Source organism: Antrihabitans cavernicola (assembly GCF_008297975.1).
Classification (GTDB): domain Bacteria; phylum Actinomycetota; class Actinomycetes; order Mycobacteriales; family Mycobacteriaceae; genus Antrihabitans; species Antrihabitans cavernicola.
The window spans coordinates 167,305-184,731 of the sequence record NZ_VLNY01000003.1; the positions used below are offsets into that span (position 1 = coordinate 167,305).

Below are 17,427 nucleotides of genomic sequence, written 5' to 3' on the forward strand. Positions count from 1 at the left end.
CCGTCAGAGGTTGCTGACGGCACCTTCGGCTGCGTCGGCCCACTCACGCCACTGCTTGGCCTGCTCGAGCGCTTTCTCCGCATCGCGTGTCTTGCCTGCGGCGGTTGCCTTCGCGGCCTGTTCCTCGAATTGAGCGACGCGCTCACGGAACTGGGCGGCGCGCGCAACGGCCTCGGGATCGGTGCGGCGCCACTGTGAGTCGGCGGCGTCGCGGACCCGCTTCTCGATCGCGCGCATCCGACCTTCTAGGTCCTGCATGCGTTCGCGCGGGACCTTGCCGATCGCGTCCCATTTCTCCTGCAGATCGCGGAGTGCGGCACGAGCGCCGTCGATGTCGGACGCGGGATCGATGTGGTCGGCCTTGGTCAGGAGAGCTTCCTTCGCGACCGCGTTCTCTTCGAACTCGGAGTCGCGTTCGCTTGCGGCGGCGTTGCGGGCGGCGAAGAACACGTCTTGAGCGCCCTTGAACCGCTTCCAGAGAGCGTCGTCGGCTTCGCGCGGTGCTCGCCCTGCTGCTTTCCACTCGGTGAGAAGGTCGCGGAACGATGCCGCCGTCGATCCCCACTCGGTCGAGCTCGACAGGGCCTCAGCCTGAGTGACCAGTTCCTCCTTGCGCGTCTTCGCCGATGCGCGGTCGCGATCGAGCTCTGCGAAGTGAGCTCCGCGACGACGATTGAACGCCTCGCGCGCTTTCGAGTAGCGCTTCCACAAGGCGTCGTCGACCTTGCGGTCTACGCCACGGATGGTCTTCCACTCGTCGAGGATTTCGCGCAGCCGATCGCCTGCGACCTTCCACTGTGTGGATTCGGTGCTGAGCTGCTCGGCTTCGGCGGCCAACTGCTCCTTGCGCTCGGTGTGCGCGTGCCGAACCTTGTCCTTTTCTTCCTTCGCGTGCGCGGCGGCCTCGTCGGAGTGCTCGATGATCGCCCGCAACCGGCTGTTCAACGCGGCGATGTCACCGATCACCGCTGCGGTGGGCAGCGATTCGGACAGCGCGATCGCCGCGGTCTTGGTCTTCCTGGCATCGCCGGAGCCGGACGCAAGCCTGGCCTCCAGCAGTGCGACCTCGGTAGCGAGATCGTCGAATCGCCGACCGAAATGTGCGAGCCCTTCCGCTGCATCGCCTGCTTGCCAGGACCCGACCTGATGTTCGCCGTCGGGGGTCGTGACCCACGCCGTACCGTCGTCGTCGACGCGTCCGAACTTGCTGGGATCGCTGGCCGCCAGCACCGGAACCGACGGTGCGTGTGCCTCGCCGGGGTGCACAGGATGCGGCTTGGGAGCGCCGGGTCGAGGGCCGCCCGGCTTCGGTGCACCGGGTTTGGGTGTCGCCGGTGTGGGCGCAACCTCGGTGTCCGGTGTGGACTCTGGCCCGGTGCTCTCGGTCATGGTTCCTCTTCCCTGCCGCGCGTCACGGCTGCCTGAATACGTGGTGCTTGTCCATTGAACCCGGTAATCGGGCCACCCACCATTGAATCAGGCGAGAATCACCGGCGTGGGCGCTCCGAGTCTCCGATCGGCGCGCCACTACCGTTGTCGACGTGTTCACTGCCGCCGCGCTGGTTCCGTCACCACCCGTTCTTGTTCCCGAACTGAACGGAGCGGACGCCACGGCGACTGCTGAGTTGCGTGACGCAGCGCTGGCCGTGGTGACCCGGCTGGCCGACAGTGCATCGGTATGGACCGTGCTCGGCACCGGTGCAACGGAGCAGACGATCTCGTCGGACGCGGTGGGATCGTTCGCAGGCTTCGGTGTCGACGTACCGGTGAGCTTGTCGCCCGATCCGGCCTCGACACCCGATCTCGAACTACCGCTGGCCGCCCTCGTCGCCGGTTGGCTGCGCGGTCGAGTGGCACCCCATGCAGTCGTCGATGTGCGGATATTCGCCAGAGACTCGTCGCCGATGGCGTGTGCCGACGCCGGTGCCAGGCTGCGGCGTGACCTCGATGCCGATCCGCAGCCACATGGACTGCTGGTGATCGCCGACGGCGCGAACACGTTGACGCCGAAGGCGCCGGGCTCGTTCGATCCACGATCGCCGGAATTCCAGAACGAACTCGACGAGGCGCTGGCAGCGGGTGACTGTGCCGCGATCGCCCAGCTGGATCCCGTGGTGTGCGAGGAATTCGGCGCCTTCGGTCGGGCGGCCTGGCAGGTGCTCGCCTCGGTGTTCGACAGCGTCGACGACAAGCCGGACGCCACAACCCTGTACTCGTCGGCACCGTTCGGCGTCGGCTACCACGTCGGATTGTGGATGCCGTGAGACCGGTCGCGATCATCGGCCCGACTGCGACGGGCAAATCGGAGCTCGGACTCGCGCTCGCCGAACGACTCGGCGGCGAGGTCGTCAACATCGACGCGATGCAGCAGTACCGCGGAATGGACATCGGCACGGCGAAATTGCCGCACGACGAGCGACGTGGCATTGCGCATCATCGGCTCGACGTGCTGGATGTCACCGAGACGGCCACCGTTGCGAACTATCAACGCGACGCGATCGCCGATGTCGAGGACATCGTCCGCCGGGGTGCGGTTCCGGTGATCGTGGGCGGTTCGATGATGTACATCCAGTCATTGCTCGACGAATGGAATTTTCCCGCAACGGATCCCGATGTCCGGGGGAAGTGGGAGGCGGTGCTGACAGAGCAAGGGCTGGCCGCTGTGCATCGCGCGCTGACAGGGGCGGACCCCGAGGCCGCTGCGTCGATTCTGCCCACCGACGGCCGCCGAATGGTGCGCGCTCTGGAAGTGGTGGAGCTGACCGGTCAGCCGTTCGCCGCTTCGGCACCGACCATCGGTGCGCCGCGATGGGGGACGGTGATCATCGGAGTCGATCGCGATACCGACGAACTCGATCGACGAATCGAAGCGCGCACCGAGCACATGTTCGAGGCCGGGTTGGTCGAAGAAGTCGACGGGCTGATCGGGCGCGGGCTGCGCGACGGCGTCACCGCATGCCGTGCGATCGGCTACGCGCAGGTGCTCGCCGTCATCGACGGCGAGTACGACTTGGCGCATGCGCAGGAACGCACGCTGATCGGCACCCGGCGCTACGTGCGCAGACAGCGCTCGTGGTTTCGACGCGATGCCCGCGTGCACTGGGTCGACGGTGCCGATCCCGATCTGGTCCCCGCCACCCTGGAATTTCTGGAGTCCGTATGAACAAGAAAGTCACCAGCCGCAACGCCGCCTTTCAGCAGTGGCAGTCGTACCTGACCAACCGCAGCAAACGAACCAAGGCGGGACGCTTCCTGATTCAAGGCGTTCGCCCGATCACGCTGGCGACCGAACATGATTGGCCTATCGAGGCGATGCTCTACCGCGACGGCGGCGGCGCGCTGTCGACATGGGCGCGCGATCTGCTCGACCGGTCGCGCGCGGAGCAGATCGCGCTGAGTCCCGAGTTGATCGCGGAGCTCGGTGAGAAATCGGACGTCGTACCCGAGGTGATCGCGGTTGCCAAAGCGCGGACGCCGGAACTGCGCGCGTGGCGTCCTGTCGGGACGGCGCCGGTGATCGTCGTCTTCGACAGGCCCGCGTCGCCGGGCAACCTGGGCACGCTGATCCGGTCCGCGAATGCGTTCGGCGCCGAGGCCGTTGTGGTTGCCGGGCACGGGGCCGATCAGTTCGATCCGCAGTCGGTGCGAGCGTCGACCGGATCGGTGTTCGCCATCCCGGTATTCCGCATCGCCGATGTCGGCGAGATGGTGGCGTTTCGGGATCAGGCTCGACGGCCGAGCACCGACCTGACGATCGTCGGAACGGACGAGGACGGCACCGCGGCGATCTTCGACCACGACTTCACCGGCGGCACCGTCCTGGTCGTCGGCAACGAAACCCGCGGCATGAGCGTCGCGTGGCGAGAGGCCTGCGACGTCGTGGTGCAGATTCCGATCGGGGGAGCGGCCAGTTCCCTTGGTGCGCCATCCGCGGGTGCCGTCTGCCTCTACGAAATAGCCCGTCAGCGCGGATAGGCGCTGTCGCTAGAGTGGCGGTATGGAATTCGGCAAGGGACACGGCACCGAGAACGACTTCGTGCTCCTGCCGGACCTCGACGTCGCGATCGATCTACGACCGGAGCGGGTGGCCGCGCTGTGCGATCGCAGGCGTGGCCTCGGCGCCGACGGTGTTCTCCGGATAGCGAAGGCCGGCGCTCTCCAGACCGCGGGCGTGCTCGACTCGCTGCCCGACGGAATCGGCTCCGACGACTGGTTCATGGACTATCGAAATGCGGACGGGTCGATCGCCGAGATGTGCGGCAACGGTGTTCGAGTGTTCGCTCACTATCTGCGCGCGCACGGCCTCGAAGAGCGCGACGCCTTCGTCGTCGGTAGTCGCGCGGGTGCTCGGCCTACTACCGTGCACAGCTTCGACCGGCACTCCGGTGACGTGACGGTCGGCATGGGACCGGTGCGCGACATGGGTTCCTCCACCGCGACTCTCGGCGGACGCGTTTTCGACGGCATCGGTATCGATGTCGGAAATCCGCATCTGGCCTGCGTCGATGCCAACCTGGACGCCGACGGCCTCGCCGCGCTGGACCTGACCGCCGCACCAGGATTCGACCCTGGCTTCTTCCCGCACGGCGTGAACGTGGAGATCGTGACGCCGCTGCGAGACGGCGGGGTCGACATGCGGGTGCACGAGCGCGGTGTGGGCGAGACCCGCTCGTGCGGAACCGGCACTGTTGCGGCCGCAGCTGCGGCGCTTCGCAGCGACGGGCACAGCGACGGCGTGGTGGTCGTGCGAATTCCGGGCGGCGAGGTGGAGGTGCGCATCGACGATGGTGTCGCCGCCTTGCGTGGCCCCTCTGTGCTGGTCGCCGAAGGCACGATCGACGACACGTGGTGGGGCTCGCTCGGATAACCGAATGCGACCACCTGGCGTTTCGTGGGATCATGAACAGCGTATGACGAAATCACAGATGCCCGAACTACCCACCGACGACGTGTACGAGGACGTCGCTGAGTCCGCCGAGCCGACTCATAGCCGCTGGAGCAGCGCCGATCCATCCGTCGGTGAGATGCAGCTCGACGATCGCAGTGCATTGCGACGCGTCGCGGGTCTGTCCACGGAGCTCACCGACGTCACCGAGGTCGAGTATCGCCAGTTGCGGCTCGAACGTGTGGTGCTGATCGGAGTGTGGACCGACGGAACCGCCGCGCAAGCCGAAGGCAGCATGAGTGAGCTGGCGGCGCTCGCCGAGACTGCCGGGTCCGAGGTACTGGACGCGTTGGTGCAGCGCCGTGACAAGCCGGACGCCGCAACCTACATCGGGTCCGGCAAGGCCAACGAGCTGCGCGAGGTGATCGTCGCGAACGGTGCGGACACCGTGATCTGCGACGGCGAGCTGACGCCCGGCCAATTGACCGCGCTGGAGAAGGTGGTGAAGGTCAAGGTCATCGACCGCACCGCCTTGATCCTCGACATCTTCGCTCAACACGCCACCTCACGCGAGGGTAAAGCCCAGGTCGCGTTGGCGCAGATGGAATACATGCTGCCGCGGCTGCGCGGTTGGGGTGAATCGATGTCGCGCCAGGCCGGTGGCCGCGCAGGCAGCAACGGTGGCGTCGGGCTGCGCGGTCCGGGTGAAACGAAGATCGAGACCGATCGCCGTCGCATCCGCGAACGCATGGCCAAGTTGCGTCGTGAGATCAAGGACATGAAGAAGGCGCGCGACACCAAACGAGCTCGGCGCGTGGACAATCGGGTGCCGTCGGTGGCGATCGTCGGCTACACCAACGCGGGTAAGTCGAGCTTGCTCAACTCGTTGACCGACGCGGGTGTGCTGGTGCAGGACGCGCTGTTCGCCACGTTGGATCCCACCACGCGACGTGCCCAGCTAGAGGACGGGCGCGAGTACGTGCTCACCGACACCGTCGGATTCGTGCGCCACCTGCCGACCCAGTTGGTCGAGGCGTTCCGGTCCACGCTGGAAGAAGTCACCGGCGCCGATCTCCTGCTGCACGTGGTCGACGGTGCCGATCCACTGCCGGAGGAGCAGATCAAGGCGGTCCGCGAGGTCGTGACCGACGTCCTTCGTGAAACCGACACGCCGGCACCGCAAGAGTTGTTGGTGGTCAACAAGATCGATGCGGCAGACGCCCTCACCCTGACCCAGCTGCGCGGTCTGCTGCCGGGCGCGCTCTTCGTCTCCGCGCACACCGGTGAGGGCATCGACGTGCTCCGCGCGCGGCTCGGGGAGATCCTCGGCAGACTCGATATCGAGGTCAGTGTGCTGTTGCCGTACGACCGCGGCGATCTTGTCGCTCGAATCCATTCGGACGGAAAGATTCTCGGCAGCTCGCACGAAGAAGAGGGAACCAAGGTTCGGGCCCGTGTGCCGCAGGCGCTTGCGTCCGCGCTGCACGGGTACGCGCACGGCGGCTGATCACCGGACGAGCACGGTGCCGCGCGACCGATGCGGCGGAGCCTTACTATTCGGCGTGTGACCTCGATACGCGACAAATCGGTACCCACGTCCCGGCTGCCACGCTGGACCGTGCACGGCGACGGCAAAACAATCGGTGCCGGTGCCGTCGTCGCCCCCGACGAGCGGCTCAGCTGGCCGCGCACCATCGGGATCGGGATGCAGCACGTGATCGCGATGTTCGGTGCGACACTGCTGGTTCCGACGATCACCGGGTTCCCGGTCACCACCACGTTGCTGTTTTCCGGTGTGGGTACGGTGCTCTTCCTGCTGATCACGCGCGGTCGGATCCCGAGCTATCTGGGATCGTCTTTCGCTTTCATCGCGCCGTTGGCCGCGTCCGCATCCGATGGCCCTGCAGCCCAACTCGGCGGTGTGCTGGCGGTGGGTGTGGTGCTGACCCTGGTGGGAATCGTGGTGCGCGTCATCGGGTCTCGGGTCCTCGATGCGGTGATGCCACCGGTCGTCACCGGGGCCGTGGTTGCACTGATCGGGCTCAATCTGGCGCCGGCCGCCGTCGGATCGTTCGAGAAGCAGCCGCTCGTCGCCGCGATCACGTTGCTGGTGATCCTGCTCGTGACGGTCGTCGGCAGAGGACTGCTGTCGCGGCTCGCGATCTTGGTGGGCGCGGTCACCGGTTGGGTATTCGCGGCCGCGACTGGAGGATTGGCGACCGAGCGCGTCTATGCGTTGCGGGATGCCGCATGGGTTGGGCTGCCGGAATTGCGCGGTCCCAGCTTCGACCTCTCCGTGATCCTGCTGGCGCTGCCCGTCGTCGTCGTGCTGGTCGCGGAGAACGTCGGTCATGTGAAGGCCGTCGCCGCGATGACCGGCAGGCAACTCGACGATATGGCAGGCAACGCATTGATCGCCGACGGGTTGGCAACGACACTCGCGGGTGCAGGGGGTGGGTCGGGAACCACCACCTACGCCGAGAACATCGGTGTCATGGCTGCCACGCGTGTCTATTCGACAGCTGCGTACTGGGTCGCTGCGATCACCGCGATCGTGCTGTCGTTCTCGCCGAAATTCGGCGCACTGGTCTTCACCATCCCCGACGGTGTCATCGGCGGCGCAACGCTGGTGCTCTACGGCTTGATCGGACTTCTCGGGGTGCGCATCTGGATGGATGCGAATGTCGATTTCGCCGATCCGGTCAATCTCACGGTGGTTGCCGCGGCGCTGGTGGCGGGCATCGGCGATCTGACTCTGCATATCGGCAGCGTGGAGCTGGGTGGCATCGCCTGGGGGTCCGTCGGAATCCTCGTCGGATATCCGATCGCCCGAGCGTTGGCCCGGTGGCGTTCGGCGAGCGACCGATAACCCTGGTTTACTTATGTTGGCGTAACGTAAGTTCACAGTTACAGCGACACCGCCGACAGCCAGGAGAGTTACGTGGACCGGACCCTATTCGAGCCTGAACACGACTTGTTCCGAGAGTCGTACCGGAAATTCCTCGAACAGCACGTGGCGCCCAACCACGCGAAGTGGGAAGAAGACAACATCGTCGACCGCGGTGTGTGGCTGGAAGCCGGGAAGCAAGGTTTCCTCGGAATGGCGGTCCCCGAAGAGTTCGGCGGCGGCGGGGTCAAGGATTTCCGCTACAACGCGATCATCGGCGAGGAAACCACCCGCGGCGGATACTCGGGCATCGGATTCACCCTGCACAACGACGTGATCGCACCGTATCTGCTGAATCTCTCCAACGACGAGCAGAAGCAGCGCTGGCTGCCCGGATTCGCCTCGGGTGAGCTGATCACCGCGATCGCGATGACGGAGCCCGGCACCGGCAGTGACCTGCAGGGCATCAAGACCAAAGCGGTCCGAGACGGCGACGACTGGGTGCTCAACGGCTCCAAGACGTTCATCACCAACGGCATCAACGCCGACCTGGTGATCGTGGTTGCGCAGACCGACCCGGACAAGGGTGCACAGGGCTTCAGCCTGCTGGTCGTCGAGCGCGACATGCCCGGCTTCGAGCGTGGCCGCAACCTCGACAAGATCGGCATGAAAGCACAGGACACTGCCGAGCTGAGCTTCGCCGATGTGCGCGTCCCGGCGGCAAACCTGCTGGGCGAAGAGGGGATGGGCTTCATCTACCTCATGCAGAACCTGCCGCAGGAGCGTCTGTCCATCGCAGTCGTCGCGGCGGCCGCGATGGAATCCTGCTTGGACATGACCTGCCAGTACGTACGCGATCGCAAGGCCTTCGGCAAGCCGATCGGTGCCCAGCAGAACACCCGCTTCGTCTTGGCCGAACTTGCCACCGAGACCACCGTCGTGCGAATCATGGTCGACAAGTTCATCGAGCAGCTCAACGCGGAGAAGCTCAGTGTGCAGGAGGCCGCCATGGCCAAATGGTTCTCGACCGAAGCGCAGGTGCGCCTGATCGATCGGTGCCTGCAGCTGCACGGTGGCTACGGCTACATGAAGGAATATCCGATTGCCAAGGCGTACATGGACTCTCGCGTCCAGACGATCTACGGCGGCACCACCGAGATCATGAAGGAAATCATCGGCCGGGGTTTGAACCTGACCTGACCGAGCTGCGGACCTGATCGAGCCGCTGATCTGATCGCGATGCTCTGGACGCCGCGGGCCACTGTTCCCGCGGCGTCCGGAGCCGATCTTCAGACCTTGCGGATCACCGTGACGACCTTGCCGAGAATCACCGCATTGTTGCCGGGGATGGGCTCGAACAGCGGGTTGTGCGGCAGCAGCCACACCTCTTTGCCGGTCTTCTTGAACGTCTTCACGGTCGCATCGCCGTCGATCATGGCCGCAACGATGTCGCCGTTCTCCGCCACGTTCTGTTGGCGCACCACCACCCAGTCGCCGTCGCAGATGGCGGCGTCGACCATCGATTCTCCGACGACCTTGAGCAGGAACAGGGACCCCTCGCCGACCAGTTCGCGGGGGAGTGGGAACACGTCTTCGACGGCCTGCTCGGCCAGGATCGGACCGCCCGCCGCGATTCGTCCCAGGACCGGAACGAACGTGGGGGTGGGGAGCTCGGGACCGTCGTTGCCGTGCGATTCCTCGCCGAACACCGGGCTCGGCATCGCGTCGTCTATGCCGCGAACGTCCACTGCTCGCGGCCTGTTGGGGTCGCGGCGCAAGAAGCCCTTCTTCTCGAGTGTTCGAAGCTGATGCGCCACCGAGGAGGTCGAGGTCAGGCCGACGGCGTCACCGATCTCGCGAATGCTGGGCGGGTATCCACGCTCGCCGACCGACGCGCGAATGACTTCGAGCACCCGTCGCTGCCGATCCGTCAGGCCGGCCGTGATGTCCGGGCCTCCTTGCGCGCCATCGTCTTTCATCGGTGACCCCTCCATACCTTTCGGTGTTCGTTAACCACGGTGACAGCGATTGGCTGACCGACTGTCGAGTACCTGCGGGCAACTGTCGAGCGTCGCTGCAGGTGTTCGAATTCGAATGTAGCCCCATTCGAACAGTGTTTCAAACATCTGTTCGATCCGTGTCGCGACAAATCGAGACTTTGTCGGTGGCGTCTGGTAGAAATCGAACAAGCGTTCATCGAACGAGTGATCGAACGAAGCTACCGACCGAAAGCTAGCTGGAGGAAATGCCATGAGCATCGCAGTCAACGATTTCGCGCCCGCTCCCGTAGCCGACCCGGCACGCCGCACCCCGGCACGTCGCACCCAGGTGCGGCGCCCGGCAGGCAACACCGCCCGTCCACACAGCGGACGTGTCGACTTCGGACCGGCGCGCGTCGGCGCCCCCGCAGGCGTTCATCCGCTGCCGCGTCGGCGCACCTCTCATGGGCCGAGTGGGGCGATCATCCTGTGCGCCGCTCTCCTCACAGCGGTGGTCGTGATGGGGATGCTCGGTTTGGCGCACCTGCGAGCCCCTGCGCCCACCTCCTTCTCGGGCCCCACCACGGTGGTTCAGGTACACGGCGGTGAGAGCCTCTCCGACGTTGCTGCCCGCGTTGCTCCCGATTCTTCGGTCGGGGCAGTGGTAGAGCAGATTCGTCAGCTCAACAACTTGGCGGATGCGGCGGTGCATCCAGGGCAGACACTGATCGCGCCCGCCGCGAACTGACGGATCGTCTCCGTGTTGCGGTCGTTCGAGGAAGTCGGCTACGGCTTCGTCGCGCTCGACGTCGGTGAAGCGCCCGGCAGGAGGCCTCGACGGGTATCGTCGGATCCTGTTGGTTACATCACGCCGAGTGGTCGCATCGACATCGCATCGCGTCTCTGCGAATCCGGCACCGTCGGGTCGCCTGCGGTAGCGATCGGTCGCGAACTCCTCGGCATCGACGGAGGATTCGCAATGCACTGCCCGTTCTGTCGACACCCCGACTCCCGCGTCGTCGATTCGCGAGAAGCCGAAGAAGGCAATGCAATCCGACGCCGTCGGTCCTGCCCAGAATGCGGTCGTCGGTTCACGACGGTCGAAACTGCGGTGCTCGCCGTGGTCAAGCGCAGTGGTGTCACCGAGCCGTTCAGCCGGGACAAAGTGGTCCGTGGCGTCCGTCGTGCCTGCCAGGGTCGTCAGGTGGACAACGACGCATTGAATCTGCTGGCCCAACAGGTGGAAGAGACGGTCCGCGCGTCGGGATCTGCCGAAATCCCCAGTAACGAGGTCGGATTGGCCATCCTCGGTCCGCTGCGCGATCTCGACGAGGTCGCGTACCTACGCTTCGCGTCGGTCTACCGCTCGTTCAGTTCGGCAGACGATTTCGCACGCGAGATTCAGGAGCTCCGCGAACATCAGGCCGAGGTCAGCGCGGAGTAGCTGCCGCAGCGATCGCCTTCTCGATTCTCTTTTCCGAAATGGGTTGTGGCGTACCGAGCTTTTGCGCAAATAAGCTCACCCGTAGTTCTTCGATCAGCCACGAGATCTCCACGACGTGCGCCGCGCCGCGCCGCTCCTCCGGCAGTGAGTCCAAGAGGCGCTCGTAGCGGACATAGACACGATCGAGGACATCCATACCCTGTCGATCGCGAGCAGCGCTGGCAGGCAACGCATCCAGTCGGGTGATGCCGCCGGCAAGGTAACGGGGAATCTCGCGCAACCGGACAGATCCGAACTCGGACACGAAGCCTGCGAACACCAGGTTGTCGAGCTGATTGCGAACATCGTCGGCTACGTCCGCGGTCGCCCCGCCGACTCGGTCGACTGCGCCGAGCCGTCCTTCGAGCGCGGTCGCTTGGGTGAAGATCGGCAGGACCGACCGAATCAGCTGTGCTACACGATCGTTCACCTGTGGGCGGACGGCCGCGACAAGCGCATCGAACTGCTCCGGGCTACGTACCGGACCACCTGCGGCGGAGATCGACTCGTCGACGGCGCAGATCCGGCAGTCGTCGATCAAGGCGTCCACGGAACCGTACGGGTTCTGGCTCAACGTAAGTCGCTGTGCGGTGGTCAGTCCTGCCGTGACCGATTTGGTTGCGGTCGGAATCGTGCGCAGCAGCAACGCTCGGGTGCCGGCCCGCATGGCCTCGGCTTGTTCGCGCGCTGTACTGAGCACACGTACCGCGACACCTCCGGTTTCGGTGACCAACGCGGGATAGCCCGTCACTCGCTGCCCGCCGATGGTGCGGCTGACGGTGGGCTCGAGCGAACCGAGCGATTCCGAGGTCCAGACCGTGGCGGCGGGTCGCTCGGCTGCCGACGTCGCCTCGGCGACCGCGGCGGCAACACGTGGCGCGAGGGTGGTGCGAAGCTGCGCAAGGCTCTTGTCCTTCGCGAGCACGGTACCCGTCGTATCGAGCGCGGCGAACGTCATACGGAGGTGATCGGGCAACGCGGTGACGGCGAAGTCCCCTGGACCGATCTGCGTGGATCCCAACCGAGACAGCTCCCGCGCCATCGCGGTGACCAGCGGTTCGGAGCGCGGGGTGACAGCCGCCAGGGCGGCTCGTGCGAAATCGGGTGCCGGAACCACGGTGCGTCGCAACTGCTTCGGCAGCGTCTTGATCAGCGCCACCACCAATTCTTCGCGCATGCCGGGGACCAGCCAGTCGAATCCGACCGGTCGAATCAGTGCGAGTTGCGCGACCGGGATGCGAGCTGTCACGCCGTCGTCGGCGGTACCTGGCTCGAATTGATACGTCAGTGGGAACTGGATTTCGCCCTGCCGCCAGGCGTCCGGATAGTCGCCACCCAAAACGGTTGCCGCGTCGTCGTTGACCACCGTTTCCGGCGTGAAGTCGAGCAAGGTCGGCTGACGTCGGCGGGTCTTGCGCCACCAGGTGTCGAAATGGCGGGCCGTGACCGCTTCCGCGGGGACGCGCTCGTCGTAGAACTCGAACAATGCGGCGTCGTCGACCACGATGTCGCGGCGTCGAGCCCGATGCTCGAGTTCCTCCATGTCGTCGAGCAATGCTCGGTTTCGGCGGAAGAATTCGTGTTGGGTCTGCCATTCGCCCTGTACCAGCGCGTGCCGGATGAACAGTTCGCGGGAGATCTCCGCATCGATGGTCGCGAAGTTCACGGCGCGTTTGGCGACCAATGGAACGCCGTAGAGCGTCACCCGCTCGTAGGCCATCGCGGCGCCGCGCTTGCTGGACCAATGTGGTTCGGAGTACGTGCGTTTCACCAGATGCGGCGCGAGCTTCTCGGCCCACTCGGGTTCGATTCGGGCGGCCATGCGGCCCCACAGGCGGGTGGTTTCCACCAGTTCGGCGGCCATCACCCACCGCGGCGGCTTCTTGAACAGCGTCGAGCCGGGGAAGACGGCGAACTTGGCGCCGCGTGCTCCGAGAAATTCGCGGGTCTCGGCCTCCCGAAGTCCGATGTGCGACAGCAAACCGGCCAGCAGCGCCTGATGCACCGCGTTCTCGCCCGCCGGTTCCTGGTTCTGCTCCCAGTTCAGTCCGCGGGTGATCTGCCTCAATTGGCCGTGCAGGTCCTGCCACTCTCGGATTCGAAGCCAGTGCAAGAACTCGGTGCGACACATCTTGCGGAACTGGTTGGAGGAGAGCTCGTTTCGCTGCTCGCGGAGGTAATCCCACAACTTCAGATACGACAGGAAGTCCGAGTTCTCGACGGCGAAGCGTGCATGTTTGGCGTCGGCCGCCTGCTGGTGGTCAGCGGGACGTTCGCGAACGTCTTGAATCGACAGGGCGGCGACGATGATCAACGCCTCGCGCAGGCACCCAGCCCTGTTGGCCTCGGCGAGCATGCGGGCCATCCGAGGATCGAGTGGCAGCTGAGCAAGTTCGCGCCCAGTCGGCGTCAGCTCGGGATGCGTTGTGCCCGTGGAGATCGCACCCAACTCTTCGAGCAAGGCGATACCGTCCCGGATACTGCGCTTGTCCGGCGGCTCGAGGAACGGAAAGTTCTCGATCTCACCCAATCCCAGCGACGTCATCTGCAACACGACAGCCGCCAGGTTGGTGCGCAGAATTTCGGGCTCGGTGAATACCGGGCGGGCGTCGAAGTCCTCCTCCGAATACAACCGGATGCAGATGCCGTCAGCGACACGCCCGCAACGGCCTGCTCGCTGGCGCGCGGATGCCTGCGAGATCGGCTCGATCGGCAGCCGCTGCACTTTGGTCCGCACCGAGTACCGCGAGATGCGTGCGGTGCCAGGGTCTACCACGTAGCGGATACCGGGGACAGTCAGCGAGGTTTCGGCGACGTTGGTGGACAGCACAACCCGACGGCCGGTGTGCGCGGTGAAGACCCGGTGTTGCTCGGCTGCGGAGAGTCGTGCGAAGAGCGGAACGATCTCGGTGCGAGAGAGCCTGAGATCGTTCAGCGCATCGGCGGTATCGCGGATCTCCCGCTCACCGGAGAGGAAGACCAAGATGTCGCCGTCACCTTCACCGGTCAGTTCCTGCACCGCTTCACACACCGCATCGACGGGATCGCGGTCGATGATCTGATCTCCAACCTCTACGGAGAGCGGCCGATAGCGCATCTCCACCGGATACGACCGGCCGGATACCTCGACGATCGGTGCGAGCACACCGTTGCGCGCGAAGTGTCGGGCGAACAGCTCTGGATCGATGGTCGCCGACGTGATGATCACCTTGAGATCGGGGCGCCGGGGGAGTAGCTGCTGCAGGTAGCCGAGCAGAAAGTCGATGTTGAGGCTGCGTTCGTGGGCCTCGTCGATGATGATCGTGTCGTAGCGACGCAGTAGGCGATCACGCTGGATTTCGGCGAGCAGAATGCCGTCGGTCATCAGCTTGACCAGGGTGTTCTCCGACGCCCGGTCTGTGAAGCGAACCGTGTAGCCGACAACGTCGCCCAGCTCGGTGTCGAGTTCTTCGGCGATGCGCTCCGCGACTGTGCGTGCGGCGAGACGGCGAGGCTGCGTGTGCCCGATGGTGCCGCGAATACCGCGACCGAGTTCCAGGCAGATCTTGGGGATCTGTGTCGTCTTACCCGAGCCGGTCTCACCGGCAACGATCACCACCTGATGGGCAGCGATTGCCTCGGCAATGTCGCCTCGCCGCGCCGTGACCGGCAGCGCCTCGGGATAGCGAATAGTGGGAACAGCGTTGCGACGATTGGCAATTCGCATTTCGCCTGCGGCAATCTCGGCTGTCACCGAGGCGATTGCGTGCGGCGTGCGGGCACTGTCGAGCCGCCGTCGGAGGCGGTTCTCGTCACGGATGCTGAGGTCGGCCAGGCGCTCCCGGAGTTCTTTTTTGCTGCTATGGCCGTCGAGGGATGTAGTGGACATGCTGACAAAGAGCCTATCGAACTCAGTCCACCGAGTTCTTGCACCCGATTTCCGTAAAGTGTGCGTTCATGCGACTGATGGCGGTGCACGCGCATCCCGACGACGAATCGCGCAAGGGTGCAGCAACACTGGCCAGGTACGCCGCCGAAGGCCACGACGTATTGGTGGTGACGGCCACCAACGGTGAGCGTGGCGAAATCCTCAACCCCGCGATGACCGGGGTGGGCGGCGATACGACGATCGTCGAACTGCGGCGAGCTGAGATGGCGTTGGCAGCACAGCATCTGGGAGTCGAGCACCGGTGGCTCGGCTATCCCGACTCCGGCATGGAGCTCGGAGCGGCCCGCTCCAACCCGCCGGAGGGATGCTTCGCGACGGTGCCGGTATCGGATTCGACCGAGCGGCTGGTCGAGGTGATTCGCGAATTTCGTCCCCATGTGGTGCTCACGTACGACGAATTCGGCGGCTACCCCCATCTCGATCACATGCGCTGCAACGAGGTCACCGTCGCCGCGTACGAGACGTCCGGCGATCCGTCCGCGTATCCGAACGCAGGCACTGCCTGGACCGTATCCAAGCTGTACTACTTCCACGAACCCGTTCGGGTAACCCTGCCCGTGCTCGAGATCGCCGACCGGGTTGGGCGGCATTTGCGCCGCTTCGGTGGCGATCGACGAGTCGCGGAGCCGCAGCCCCGCCCGCCGTCGCCCGAGCGGCCGTGGCCGCGGCAGTTCGACCATCCGATCTTCGCGCCGACGCTCAGGGCGCTCGGCAGGTGGACACCGCGAGCGCGTCGAGTGACGACGTACGTGACCTGCGCCGACTACCTCGAGCAACGCGACGAGGCGCTGCGCGCACATGCTTCCCAAGTCGATCCGAACGGGATCTTCTTCACTGTGCCCATGCAGTGGCGCCGCAAGCTGTGGCCCGCCGAGAAGTTCGAGCTCGCCCGTTCCCGAGTCGCCACATCGATACCGGAAACGGACATGTTCGCAGGCATCGCCGAGGCACGCTGAGCTCTGCAGGGACAGTCGCTATACGGTTGGGGCCGTACGGCGGCGACGCCGGGAGACGACATACGCGAGAGCGAGGGCTGGGCGTGGGTTCACTGTGGCACGGATTTGCGGATATGGGCAGCGTCGAGAGCAACGGCGCCTTCCTCGTCGAGCGTGGTGAGGGCGCCTACATCTGGGATGCGTCGGGCAACAAGTACATCGATGCGACGGCCGGGCTCTGGTTCGCGAACGTCGGGCATGGCCGTCAAGAGATCGCCGACGCCGTCGCAGCACAGCTGTCTCAGGTCGCGCATTACTCGAACTTCGGTGATTTCGCCCCGAAGATCACAGCCGAGCTCGCCGAGCGCCTTGCCGCGATCGCGCCGGTTCCCGGTAGCAAGATCTTCTTCACCTCCGGCGGCTCGGACTCGATCGACACCGCCACCAAACTGGTGCGCAGATACTGGCACGAGGTCGGTCGGCCGGACAAGCGGATCGTGGTCGGGCGCCAGAAGGCCTACCACGGAATGCACGTCGCGGGAACGGCATTGGCCGGTATCGCGCCGAACCGCGAGAACTACGGCGAGCTGATGGCCGACGCTCGCACGATCGAATGGGACAACGCGAAGAGCTTGCTCGAACTGATCGAGGAGATCGGCGCCGAGAACATCGCTGCATTCTTCGCCGAGCCGATCATCGGTGCAGGCGGCATCTACCTGCCACCGGAGGGATACCTCGCAGAGGTGCGCCAGATCTGTCGCGATCACGAAATCCTGTTCGTGGCAGACGAAGTGGTGACCGGGTTCGGCCGTATCGGCGGCGACTGGTTCGCATCCACCCGTTTCGATCTGCAACCCGACCTGATGACGACAGCCAAAGGCCTGACCTCCGGATACGTGCCGATGGGCGCGGTCTTCATCGCCCCGCAGATCGCGGAACCCTTCTTCGCGGGCGGCGTGTGGTGGCGACACGGGTACACGTACGGCGGTCATGCCGGAGCGGCCGCTGCAGCCATGGCCAGCCTCGACATTCTGGAGCGCGAGAACCTGCTCGTCGAGTCGAAGCGGCTGGAAGCATCGCTGCACCAGCATCTTTCGCCCCTCGCCGATCATCCTCGGGTGCAGGAGGTGCGCAGTGGTATCGGTGCGGTTGCCGCAGTCCAGCTCGCGGACCCGGCCGAAGCGCTGCCGTTCGTCAAGACCTTGCGTGAGCACGGGGTGTCCGGTCGGGCTGCGGGCGTCGGCGCCATGCAGTTCTCGCCATCCTTCGTCATGACCGACGACCAGGTCGCCGAGATGGCTGCGGCCGTGCGGGCAGCCCTCGGCTGACC

Annotated in this window: 14 protein-coding genes; 11 read left to right on the top strand and 3 right to left on the bottom strand. The window is 65.3% G+C overall.

Going from position 1 to position 17,427, the window contains the following annotated elements; genetic code table 11:
- Window positions 1-3 precede the first annotated feature (3 nt).
- Window positions 4-1,389, bottom strand: a complete 1,386-nt coding sequence (locus FOY51_RS08010) for a DUF349 domain-containing protein (RefSeq protein ID WP_149429692.1) — start codon at window positions 1,387-1,389, stop codon at window positions 4-6.
- Between the two features lie 152 nt (window positions 1,390-1,541).
- On the opposite strand from FOY51_RS08010, the gene FOY51_RS08015 reads away from it, so the two are divergent.
- From FOY51_RS08015 to FOY51_RS08045, 7 genes are all read left to right on the top strand, one after another.
- Window positions 1,542-2,264, top strand: a complete 723-nt coding sequence (locus FOY51_RS08015) for a class III extradiol dioxygenase subunit B-like domain-containing protein (RefSeq protein WP_149429693.1) — start codon at window positions 1,542-1,544, stop codon at window positions 2,262-2,264.
- Window positions 2,252-3,163, top strand: coding sequence for a tRNA (adenosine(37)-N6)-dimethylallyltransferase MiaA (gene miaA / locus FOY51_RS08020; RefSeq protein ID WP_149429694.1), 912 nt, complete (start codon window positions 2,252-2,254; stop codon window positions 3,161-3,163). Before FOY51_RS08015 ends, miaA begins: the two co-directional genes overlap by 13 nt.
- A complete protein-coding gene (locus FOY51_RS08025; RefSeq protein WP_149429695.1) occupies window positions 3,160-3,975 on the top strand; it encodes a TrmH family RNA methyltransferase in 816 nt (271 codons plus the stop codon). The genes miaA and FOY51_RS08025 overlap by 4 nt, the downstream gene beginning before the upstream one ends.
- Window positions 3,976-3,997: 22 nt before the next feature.
- Entirely contained in the window at window positions 3,998-4,867 is an 870-nt protein-coding gene (dapF, locus tag FOY51_RS08030) for a diaminopimelate epimerase (protein ID WP_149429696.1), read from the top strand.
- Window positions 4,868-4,910: 43 nt separating this feature from the next.
- A complete protein-coding gene (gene hflX / locus FOY51_RS08035) occupies window positions 4,911-6,392 on the top strand; it encodes a GTPase HflX (RefSeq protein ID WP_187776240.1) in 1,482 nt (493 codons plus the stop codon).
- Window positions 6,393-6,449: 57 nt separating this feature from the next.
- Entirely contained in the window at window positions 6,450-7,754 is a 1,305-nt protein-coding gene (locus FOY51_RS08040; RefSeq protein WP_371830422.1) for a uracil-xanthine permease family protein, read from the top strand.
- A 72-nt stretch (window positions 7,755-7,826) separates the two neighbouring features.
- Window positions 7,827-8,972 (top strand): acyl-CoA dehydrogenase family protein, encoded by a 1,146-nt coding sequence (locus FOY51_RS08045; RefSeq protein WP_149429697.1) that lies wholly within the window; start codon window positions 7,827-7,829, stop codon window positions 8,970-8,972.
- Between the two features lie 89 nt (window positions 8,973-9,061).
- Here FOY51_RS08045 and lexA read toward each other — a convergent pair whose 3' ends face one another.
- A complete protein-coding gene (lexA, locus tag FOY51_RS08050) occupies window positions 9,062-9,751 on the bottom strand; it encodes a transcriptional repressor LexA (RefSeq protein WP_149429698.1) in 690 nt (229 codons plus the stop codon).
- Window positions 9,752-10,022: 271 nt separating this feature from the next.
- Between lexA and FOY51_RS08055 the strand changes: the two genes are divergently transcribed.
- The gene (locus tag FOY51_RS08055; protein ID WP_149429699.1) at window positions 10,023-10,499 is read left to right on the top strand and encodes a LysM peptidoglycan-binding domain-containing protein; all 477 of its coding nucleotides are present in this window, start codon (window positions 10,023-10,025) and stop codon (window positions 10,497-10,499) included.
- 231 nt (window positions 10,500-10,730) lie between these two features.
- The gene (gene nrdR, locus FOY51_RS08060) at window positions 10,731-11,195 is read left to right on the top strand and encodes a transcriptional regulator NrdR (protein WP_149430030.1); all 465 of its coding nucleotides are present in this window, start codon (window positions 10,731-10,733) and stop codon (window positions 11,193-11,195) included.
- On the opposite strand, the gene hrpA is transcribed toward nrdR, so the two are convergent.
- On the bottom strand, window positions 11,182-15,102 hold the full coding sequence (gene hrpA, locus FOY51_RS08065) for an ATP-dependent RNA helicase HrpA (RefSeq protein ID WP_149429700.1): 3,921 nt from the start codon (window positions 15,100-15,102) through the stop codon (window positions 11,182-11,184). The two genes, nrdR and hrpA, sit on opposite strands and share 14 nt — an antisense overlap.
- A 68-nt stretch (window positions 15,103-15,170) precedes the next feature.
- Here hrpA and FOY51_RS08070 point away from each other — a divergent pair, with 68 nt between their 5' ends.
- Both FOY51_RS08070 and FOY51_RS08075 read left to right on the top strand, forming a co-directional pair.
- Window positions 15,171-16,118, top strand: coding sequence for a PIG-L family deacetylase (locus FOY51_RS08070; RefSeq protein ID WP_235916194.1), 948 nt, complete (start codon window positions 15,171-15,173; stop codon window positions 16,116-16,118).
- 113 nt (window positions 16,119-16,231) lie between these two features.
- Window positions 16,232-17,425 carry an aminotransferase family protein gene (locus FOY51_RS08075; RefSeq protein WP_371830423.1) on the top strand — a complete coding sequence of 398 codons (1,194 nt, stop codon included), beginning with the start codon at window positions 16,232-16,234 and terminating at the stop codon, window positions 17,423-17,425.
- Window positions 17,426-17,427 lie beyond the last annotated feature (2 nt).